The sequence below is a fragment of the Tunicatimonas sp. genome, from assembly GCF_049647865.1.
Taxonomy (GTDB): domain Bacteria; phylum Bacteroidota; class Bacteroidia; order Cytophagales; family Cyclobacteriaceae; genus Tunicatimonas.
Window position 1 is genome coordinate 1 of sequence record NZ_JBARYM010000023.1, and the last position, 9691, is coordinate 9691.

9 protein-coding genes and 1 pseudogene are annotated in these 9691 nt (G+C 39.5%); 4 read left to right on the forward strand and 6 right to left on the reverse strand.

Going from position 1 to position 9691, the window contains the following annotated elements:
- Nucleotides 1-264: 264 nt before the first annotated feature.
- Entirely contained in the window at nucleotides 265-942 is a 678-nt protein-coding gene (locus tag WBA23_RS00940; protein ID WP_424580354.1) for a bifunctional 4-hydroxy-2-oxoglutarate aldolase/2-dehydro-3-deoxy-phosphogluconate aldolase, read from the forward strand.
- Between the two features lie 421 nt (nucleotides 943-1363).
- Nucleotides 1364-2902, forward strand: coding sequence for a hypothetical protein (locus tag WBA23_RS00945; RefSeq protein WP_424580355.1), 1539 nt, complete (start codon nucleotides 1364-1366; stop codon nucleotides 2900-2902).
- Between the two features lie 5 nt (nucleotides 2903-2907).
- Here WBA23_RS00945 and WBA23_RS00950 read toward each other — a convergent pair whose 3' ends face one another.
- Nucleotides 2908-3279: a hypothetical protein gene (locus WBA23_RS00950; protein WP_424580356.1), complete on the reverse strand. Its 372-nt coding sequence runs from the start codon at nucleotides 3277-3279 to the stop codon at nucleotides 2908-2910.
- Nucleotides 3280-3678: 399 nt separating this feature from the next.
- Here WBA23_RS00950 and purQ point away from each other — a divergent pair, with 399 nt between their 5' ends.
- Both purQ and WBA23_RS00960 read left to right on the forward strand, forming a co-directional pair.
- Nucleotides 3679-4377 (forward strand): phosphoribosylformylglycinamidine synthase subunit PurQ, encoded by a 699-nt coding sequence (gene purQ, locus WBA23_RS00955; RefSeq protein ID WP_424580357.1) that lies wholly within the window; start codon nucleotides 3679-3681, stop codon nucleotides 4375-4377.
- A gap of 67 nt (nucleotides 4378-4444) precedes the next feature.
- A complete protein-coding gene (locus tag WBA23_RS00960) occupies nucleotides 4445-5446 on the forward strand; it encodes a 3-oxoacyl-ACP synthase III family protein (RefSeq protein ID WP_424580358.1) in 1002 nt (333 codons plus the stop codon).
- Here WBA23_RS00960 and WBA23_RS00965 read toward each other — a convergent pair.
- The 5 genes and pseudogenes from WBA23_RS00965 to WBA23_RS00985 form a co-directional block, all read right to left on the reverse strand.
- Nucleotides 5415-5669 carry a hypothetical protein gene (locus tag WBA23_RS00965; protein WP_424580359.1) on the reverse strand — a complete coding sequence of 85 codons (255 nt, stop codon included), beginning with the start codon at nucleotides 5667-5669 and terminating at the stop codon, nucleotides 5415-5417. The two genes, WBA23_RS00960 and WBA23_RS00965, sit on opposite strands and share 32 nt — an antisense overlap.
- 72 nt (nucleotides 5670-5741) lie before the next feature.
- A complete protein-coding gene (xseB, locus tag WBA23_RS00970; protein ID WP_424580360.1) occupies nucleotides 5742-5948 on the reverse strand; it encodes an exodeoxyribonuclease VII small subunit in 207 nt (68 codons plus the stop codon).
- The gene (gene xseA / locus WBA23_RS00975) at nucleotides 5920-7269 is read right to left on the reverse strand and encodes an exodeoxyribonuclease VII large subunit (protein ID WP_424580361.1); all 1350 of its coding nucleotides are present in this window, start codon (nucleotides 7267-7269) and stop codon (nucleotides 5920-5922) included. The genes xseB and xseA overlap by 29 nt, the downstream gene beginning before the upstream one ends.
- Nucleotides 7270-7297: 28 nt before the next feature.
- Entirely contained in the window at nucleotides 7298-7843 is a 546-nt protein-coding gene (locus WBA23_RS00980) for a cob(I)yrinic acid a,c-diamide adenosyltransferase (protein WP_424580362.1), read from the reverse strand.
- Between the two features lie 55 nt (nucleotides 7844-7898).
- Nucleotides 7899-9691, reverse strand: a pseudogene (locus WBA23_RS00985) (hypothetical protein); the annotation flags it as partial.

Below are 9691 nucleotides of genomic sequence, written 5' to 3' on the forward strand. Positions count from 1 at the left end.
CAAGCTGCCTGGGACGAACTACAGAAGATCAAAGCCACGAACTTGGCCACTAGTTAATTTTTATTGTTTATCCTAATTTGCGATGAGCGAAACATCAGTTATTAATATAAGATATCTAAATGAGGCGCCAGGCTATTTGAAATATAGTAGGGCCCGAGGGCCAAGCTAGAAGTTCGAGTTGGGCTGCAAGAAGTAGATAAGTGATGCTTCGCGCCTCAAGCTCTCGTCAACTAATCATCTCATCAATCATATATCATCAATCATATGGCACGATTTACTCGCATTCAAGTTCTTAGCAAGATGCACGAAACTGGCATTGTTCCGGTGTTTTTCCACAAAGATATTGAAGTTGCTAAACAAGTTCTAAAAGCTTGCTACGATGGCGGTATTCGAGTATTTGAATTTACTAATCGGGGAGATTACGCCCACGAGGTATTCGGAGAACTTAATAAATACGCAGAACAAACTGTACCCGAAATGATTCTTGGAGTAGGTTCTATAGTAGATGCTGGTACTGCTTCTTTGTATATTCAGTTAGGAAGTAACTTTATTGTATCCCCTATTTTAAGTACCGATATGGCTAAAGTGTGCAACCGACGCAAAATCTCTTGGTCGCCTGGTTGCGGCTCTCTTTCAGAAATTTCTTATGCCGAAGAGTTAGGAGCTGATATTGTTAAAATATTTCCAGCTACTCAAGTTGGCGGTCCAGAATTTATCAAAGGAGTAGCTGGTCCTAGCCCTTGGACGAGTATTATGCCAACTGGCGGTGTATCTCCTACCGAGGAGAACCTCAGTGCTTGGATTAAAGCCGGAGCCGCCTGCGTAGGTATGGGGTCTCAGCTAATTACAAAAGATATTATTAAAGAAAACAATTATAATCTCCTTACGGAGCGCTCACGTTCTGCTATGGATATTATTCATCGTTTAAAAGGGGGAGAATAACTCTTTGCGAAGCAACAGAAAATTTATTCAAATAATTTAATGTAGGGTTAATTTTTCGTTGATAAGGGCTTTTCTGTTAATTTTAAGCCCCTAACAAAGAGTACATTTTTTAACTTTCTACCAAAGAAGGTTACCTATTTTGCTATTACTAACTACATTCCTACCTTTATTTTGCTTTTAACTTAATTCGTCATTATCAATACATTTACTTTAGCCCGAGAATGTTAATTCGACATTCTTCGAAATTACTCATGTAATATTTATTAATAAAAATAAGTTTTTTAGCGTCTAAATCGCCGATTTAGCACATTATTAGAACTTTAATAGTGATAATAGGCAAAATAAATTGTGTAAGGTTATTTTAGATAACTAAATTTTTTTGTACTTTTAAAAGGTCGTTTATTAAAAAGTACTTTAAACTATGCATGAACTACATGATCTTATTAGGATAATCCGTAAGAAAGGACAACGAAGCTTACAACTTGTAAACTTCAATTTTAGAAAAAAAGAGACATCCAAGGATAATCTACTTTATCAAGGTATCATTAATGATACTTTCCAATCTGATACCGAAGCTTCAGAGAAGCTTTTTAGTTCTGATCCTGGTAATCGCAACTATCGGAATGCGAAGTCACGGCTCAAACAAAAGCTTCTTAATCACCTCTTCTTTCTGGATTACGAGAAAGATAGCTATACTCTTTTTCAGCAATCCCGCTACAACAGTGAGCACACTCTTCTTCAGTCAAAAATTCTGTCAACCGAAGACGCTGATGAAATCGCTCAAAAGGTTCTTCCAGCTCTTATTCGCACTACAACCGAGTTTGAATTATACGATATTCTAGTTCCAGCTTTAGAGCTTGTTAAAAACTATCACTCTCGTCAAGGCAAAATAACTCCATTTATGGAGGTTAGAGAAGAACTGGCGAAGTATCGGTTGAAATACCGAGCATTTCAGGCTAGTGAAGATTTATATTATGATACTCTTGTCCATATTCACAAATCGGTAAGCGCTCAAAAAAGAGTATTAGATTCTATTCCCAATACAATTAGTCAGATCTACCATATTGCTGAGCGAGTAGAAAGTGAATCTATAAAAATTATCGGTCACAAACTTTCTATACTATACTATCACCTCAATTGGGATTACGATAAATCGTTAGAACTATGTACCCATTTAGAAGAAAAATATCTAAATCGACCCAACAGTGAAATTAAGGTTAACCTTAATCAAAAGCACATTGTATTCACCAAGCTCTACGCATATATTTATACTGAAGAAGTTATAGAAGGTATTCCGTACGCTATGCGTAAGCAAGCTTTATTTAAGCCTAGCCACGATGATTGGTTTACGTTTATGGAATATTACATCTTACTACTGTTCAAAGCTGAACAATATAAAGAAGCGACAAAAATATTTCGCAAAGTACGGACCAATAAGAATTTTAATAATCAACCTGAAGATGTAAAGGAGCGATGGGCTATGTACCGGGTGAATCTAATCTTCTTCAATGAAGCTAAAATTCTAAGTTGGGGATTCAACTTAGAAGAATTCTTAGATCAACGTCCTGATTTCTTTAAAGATCACGAATATTTGAATATTGCCTACCATACAATTCAGTGCATGTTCTTGCTTCGTAAAGGCAATATTCAAGGGTTTAAAGATGGTGTAAAACGGATAACCGAATATAAATCGCCGCACTTAGATAAGAGAAATAATTACCGAAGCAGTGTATTTATTCGTCTACTGGAAATTGTCATCGAGAAAGAGTTCGATTTTGATCTTATTCAGGAAAAAGGCACACTTTATTATCAGAAGCTTACGGATACCAAAATTCCTGTAGACTTAGAGACTGAAATGGAGGTGGTCCCTTATGAGCGGCTGTGGCTACACATTCTACGCATTCTTAAAACCAACAAAGCCTACGTTCACTATCAGTTTTATAATGCTCAGGCTATCTAATGCGTTTATATCTCGCGCGTGTAAATGTGCACTTTGGCTATAAGTCGCCGTGGAAAAGAATATGATAATCCTTTACCGGTATACGATTTTTCGGGTGCGCTGGCATTAAACGCACCCGAATTTGGTACTTTTAGTCCCCATGAGCCAGAATTAGTCATATCTCCGGGCAGAATATAGGCTAATTGTCCTAGTCGCTCTTCATTAAGATATATAGCTACAACGGCTCTCTTTTTATTGGCCAAATTCTGAGCTTGCTCCAGAACGTCTTGATCGTATCCTTTACCTAGTAGTTTCCACCGGGTATCGTTCTCTAGATAATTATTAATCTCGCTCACTGTCATGTAGCGGTTTTTATCTTTGCTATAAAAGTCACTCATTTTATATAGCGAATGTAGAGCTTTTCCTATTTGCTGAAAACATTTTACATTCTGATTATTATTACCATTACATGACTGAAAGTCTATTACATGGTTTTGAAGTTGGTACTGCCAGCTACCGGATAGGTACTGCGCGTATGATACAGAACTGAAAAATAAAGAAACAACTAATACAACACACCTCATGTCTCTGCTAATTTTGTTTAAACAAATTTATAATTAATATAATAATAATTATAATTCTAAGCATCATTTTCATTACATGAATTATTAAATTAAACTAATCATCTTTTTTTAATTGTCGCACCCGTTTTAAGAATTCTAATATCAAAAAGCTACTCTTTTAGTTAAAGAAACTCTATTTAATTAACTTTGATCTTTAGCAAAATCTCGAATTATATGAAAATAGGGATCATAGTTTTTCCCGGCTCCAATTGCGATGAGGACATTTACTACGTTTTCAAGCATATTCTCCATAAATCTACTGTCAAACTTTGGCACAAAAATGCTAGTACAGAAAACTGTGATCTACTAGTAGTACCCGGTGGTTTCTCATACGGTGATTATCTCCGAGCGGGAGCAATTGCCCGATTCTCCCCTATTATGGATTCCGTAATTAAGCATGCGAATCGGGGTGGCTACGTGCTGGGTATATGCAATGGCTTTCAGATCCTTACTGAAGCTCGTTTGCTACCTGGTGTTCTTTTGCCCAATATCAATCAGAAGTTTATTTGTAAGAATATTTACATCAAGGCAGCTACTAATACTACAATGTTGACCGCTGCGCTTGATCCTAATCGTACCTATAAAATCCCAATAGCTCATGCTGAAGGCAGGTTTTATGCGTCCAATGACGAACTTAAATCGATGGAAGATCAAGAGCAAATTATGTTTCACTACGTTAATCAATACGGCGAGATTGATAATGCTAGCAACTACAATGGCTCTATTAACAGTATTGCTGGCGTGACTAACCGAGGGAAGAATGTAATGGGCCTTATGCCTCACCCAGAACGAGCTGCTGATGATGCACTACATAATACTGATGGTCGTGAATTATTAAACTTTGTGCTTAAACTAGAAGAATCACTTTCTTAACAACTTCTAAGTAGTATTCCAAATTATCGGTAGGAGTATAATCAACAACCATAACATTACATCCATTATGAGAAATTCAAGAATCGTTGGCGTAGGACGTTACCTACCTGAAAAAGTTGTCACTAATGATGACCTAGCCGAAATAATGGATACTTCTGATGAATGGATACAAGAACGAACTGGTATTCGTGAACGACGTTTCTTTAAGCTAGGTACAGATACTACCGCTAATATGGGAACCCGCGCAGCCCGCATGGCATTGAAAAACGCTGGACTTACTCCTCAAGATGTGGATTTTATAGTATTTGCTACCCTAAGCCCTGACTATGATTTTCCTGGTTCTGGAGTATTAGTACAACGAGAGCTAGATGTGCCAACCATTGGCGCCCTCGATGTTCGTACGCAATGCACTGGGTTTGTTTACGGTTTATCTATTGCCGATCAGTTCATAAAAACCGGAATGTATAATACTGTACTGGTGATTGGGTCAGAAATTCACAGCAGTGGCTTGGATATGACTACTCGGGGACGAGGAGTATCTGTGCTTTTTGGCGATGGAGCGGGCGCAGTAGTACTTCAAGCTACCGATGAGCCAAATCGCGGTATTCTGTCTACTCACCTACACTCGGAAGGAAAATATGCTGAAGAACTAGCGGTACTAGATCCCGGAAGCTCTCGGGCTATTCCTCGTACTCAGGCTAAGATGATTGAAGAAGGAACAATTTTTCCGGTAATGAATGGTAATCACGTTTTTAAGCATGCCTCAACTCGCTTTCCTGAAGTAATTAATGAAGCTTTAGCAGCTAATAATCTTCAGCCTACTGATATAGATTTACTAATTCCTCACCAAGCGAACTTGAGAATTAGCCAGATGGTGCAAAAACTTTTAGGACTAGATGATAGCCAAGTATTTAATAATATTCAGCGGTACGGTAATACCACCGCAGCCTCTATTCCTATTGCGATGAGCGAAGCTTGGGAGCAGGGTAAGATTAAGGAAAACGATTTGATCTGTTTAGCTGCTTTCGGAAGTGGTTTTACTTGGGCATCAGCCCTAATTCGTTGGTAATTAAGCTCAACACTTCTTTGAAATTGATAATTTTGCTGACTTTGACTTTCTTATCAGCATGATTACAAAATAACTCAGAAACCGGGGTTTGATAATCACAACTCATATAAAGCAATACAACTGTAAGTAATACGAGCGATCCGAGAATGATCCAGGTAGAAAACTTAGGTTCGTGAGAGAAGAATGATAATCGATGACGGTTATTAGCAGGTTTGTATTTCATATGTAGGGCAGTTTAGGCTAGTTATTATCGAATTGAACGCTATAATAATCTCGCTATTGTATGAGATATGAATTAGTCATCACCGAAAGCTTGATTGATGGTGTCCTCAGTTGATCGGAGCCGGTCTTTACAAAACTGTACTAACTCAAGTGCATACTTCACTTTCTCTGACAGAGTATCTACATCGAGTTCTTGGTTCTCTACCGCATCAACGATTTCTTGCAACTCCTGCATCGCAACTTGATAACTCCTAGGTGTCGCTGGCTTCTTTTTCGGCATTTTCTACTTGGATCACTTTTTTTAAACTACTAAGGTAAACTGCCTGATGCGTTTTGGTGGTTAGTTCACTTCCTACTTTTAGTTGGTCGGCAGACTGGATAGGAACTCCATCAATGTGGGTGATACTAAATCCTCGCCCTAAAATAGCATCCGGGTGGACTAAATTCATCAGCTTTTCGGTTGCTTCTAACTGATTGTTTTGTGCTTGTAGAGAGTTACGAGTGCCTTGCTCCAGACGATTACTCATCTGGCTTACTTGTTCTAACTGCCGAGCGAGCAAAGAGGATAAATTATTTTTTAGCAGGTCGCTCACTCGGTTTAGCGAATGTTTTTGATTGAGCAAGCGAGATATAACTGATAGTCTAAGGGTTGACGCTATTTTTTCCAGGCGATAGTCTTGTTCAGCGACTATGCTTCCGGCTAACTGAGCAAGAGCTCGAGTCTGCTCATCTAACTTTACCTCAAAAGAGTAAAGCTGCTCGATGAGAAATTCAGCTACGGCGGTAGGTGTTTTCTTACGGGTGTGAGCGACTAGATCAATTACTGTTTCGTCTCGCTCATGCCCAATTCCGGTGATTACTGGTATGGGAAACTGCGCTACGTGGGCAGCTAAATCGTAACTATCGAAACAGTCAAGATCCACTTGCGCTCCTCCTCCCCGTATTATAACTACACAGTCGTAACTACTAGGTGTATCCTGACTAGCAAGTCCGAAAATGCGGTGCAGTGCTTGGATGATGCTGTCGGCTGCCTCATTTCCTTGCATCTTGGCTTTAAATAGATCAGCGGTAAAACTATAACCGAACCGGTTCTCCTGAAGCTGATTCATAAAATCACCTAATCCCGCGGCAGTGGGTGAGCTAATAATAGCCAGCTTTTGCGGGGTTTTGGTAAGAGTTAGCCCCTTGTTCATATCAAATACCCCGTCTTCTACCAACTGGTTGATAACTTCCTGTCGCTTTAATGCCCGCTCACCCAAAGTATACTGAGCATCTATATCTTTTACATTCAGGCTAAGTCCGTACAGGTGGTGAAAACTAACCTCTACTTGAGCTAAAACTTTCAAGCCGGGTCGTAGTGCTTCCCCAGTGATCGATTCAAACCAGCCACCTAGTCCTCGGAAAGTATTACACCAAATAGTCGCTCGGATTTTCGCATACAGATAATTATCGTTCTTTTCTACCAAATCTAAATAGCAGTGTCCGTTCTGACCAACCCGCATCTCACCGATTTCAGCCACTACCCAATACTTTGGCTCTAACTCTACCGATAGAGCAGATTTAATCTTTTGATTCAATTCATACAAGCTAAAATACTGCATATCAATAAAATACGCTTATAATCTTAAATTAAGTATTATTAGGTTTCCAGGGAATTTCCTCTACCTCTAATTCTTTACCCAGATACCTAGCTAACACAAATAAGTAGTCAGAAAGGCGGTTTAGAAAAGTGATTAACTTAGGATCTACTGAGTCATTTTCAAATAGGCGGACTACGCAACGTTCGGCGCGTCGGCATACACAGCGGGCAATATGGGCCTGCGAAACTACCGGATGGCCACCCGGCAAAATAAAGAATCGCATCGGCGAAAGCTCACTATCCATTTGGTCAATCTCATGCTCTAACCACGTGGTACTGTCTTCAGATAATTTCGGAACTCCCTTTTTATCAGGTTCACTCGCTATTATGGCTCCCACGACAAACAGATTATCTTGTATCCATTGAAATTTATCTTGGCGAGTAGCATTAACCGACTGATCTCGAAGTAGCCCAATTTGAGCGTTTAACTCATCGACTGTGCCAATAGCTTCTATCCGTAGATCAGCTTTAGATACCCGATTTCCTCCGTATAGTGAAGTCTCACCTTTGTCACCGGTTTTGGTATATATTTTCATGAAATCATCAGTAGGTTAGATTAATAAACGGCGAGTCAATTTGTCGGAAATAGTATTAAAAAGCAACCGACTGTTCATCTTTAACCTGCTGGTAGTGTTGCTCAAACTGTTGGTACTGTTGAGCAGTGGAAAGCTTTTTCAAATCAGCTAAACTTTCTTCCGCATAATTTTCTAAGCCAACTCGGACTGCCGACAAAATATATTCTTCTAAAAGCGTGGATGAATAGGGATTCGTTTGAATCGCATCTAGAAAATAGTGATAAACTGTTTCGGGCTGATCACTATAAAAGTAGTGTAATGCTCCAATCAACCCTGGCTCAAAAAATGGATTGCCTAGTAAGGAAGAGAAAAGTTGGTGAGCTTTATCATCGTCGCCAAATGATTGAGCTAGCAACGCTTGCCAAAACTGCTTTTGATACTGCTGTTGCTTCGTGAGTGGCACCAACATATTAATCCGTTTATTCCAATCAGCAACATGGTCGTTAGAAATTGTAGCCAGTGCCCAAGCCCATTCTAGATAGATGGTTCCTTGATAATTTAGCGATGATTCATTTTCGCGTAAATCTTGAATAATAGGGGTAAGCACTTCTGAGTAAGCACTTCTATTACTGAGAAGCAAATCGTAAGCGGCAACAGCAGCGTAGCTTAAGTCTTCAAATGATTCAAATGCTAATTGTATTTGCTGTTTTGTTAATTCCTGCCCTCGGTAACGGATCCATTGATATCGCTCAATGTCGTTTTGCATTTGAGCAAACGGGGTAGATAGAATCCGCAGTTGTTGGTTTGCCATGTCCCAAAACGCAGACTGAGTAGAATCTTGAAGTACATCTTGCCAAGCTTGCTGAACTACCGCTAAAGAAACATCAGGTGCAGGAAGTGATTCGGTAAGGCTAACTGCAAACTTGAGCCGGGCATCCTGATAATTTTGTTCTGCTAACTGAGCAAAATACTGAGTTGCCACGCGGGGAGTTTTCTGTTCCAGTGCCCATAATCCGATAATATTAAGATAGTAATTTCGCTTAAAAACGTTTACCGATTGTAACCGATCAAGTTTTCGGAGGGCATCTACTACTTTATTTTGCTGATACTGAGCCACTGCCAGAGATAAAATCAAATCTTCGGTATACGGAAAATTCACAGCAAAATCACTTAAAGCTTGAACATCTTGTAGTAGTGTGGTATCTACCGAAGAAGCTTGCAGTAAATAATTCTTTAGTTGAGCAAAAGAGGAAGCATCGAGTACCGAGTCGGTAGGTAGTTTTGGGATAGTTTGAAAGCTATTTGAGTCAGAAGGTAACTGTCCTTGCAATAATAAAAGATTGATGCGAGTAGGTGGATAATCTTGCGTAGTGGTAAATTCCATCACCAAAGAATCAGTAGAAACATCTAATTGGGCTCTCTGCTGACCAACAAGTCCCAAAGTATTGGCTTCTGCGGCTAATTGAGTAGTAGCGTAAGTTGAGGATTTATCTAACCAAAATAGCGCCGAGTCTAACACATCGGTTTTTCCGTATAACATCGCCAGATTATTTTCTAAATAAGCATTACCTGGAAAAGTAGCTACTCCTTCTTTCAGAGTAAATAGCGCGTCAAAATACTGATTGGTGCTTGCGTAGGCGGCCCCTGAATTTGCGTAAGCAAGCGCACTGGGCTTTTTTTGTAAAGCTTCCTGAAAATAGTAAGCATTAAGTACTGGATCATCTTGCTGCCGAGCCAACGCGCCTAATGAATAATTGGCCCGATGATTATTGTTGGCGTATTGATCGCTGAGCTTGTAATATTGCTCCGCTACAAATAGCTCTTCTTTCATCCAATGAAGATCTCCAATTCCGATGTTGTAGCCCGATA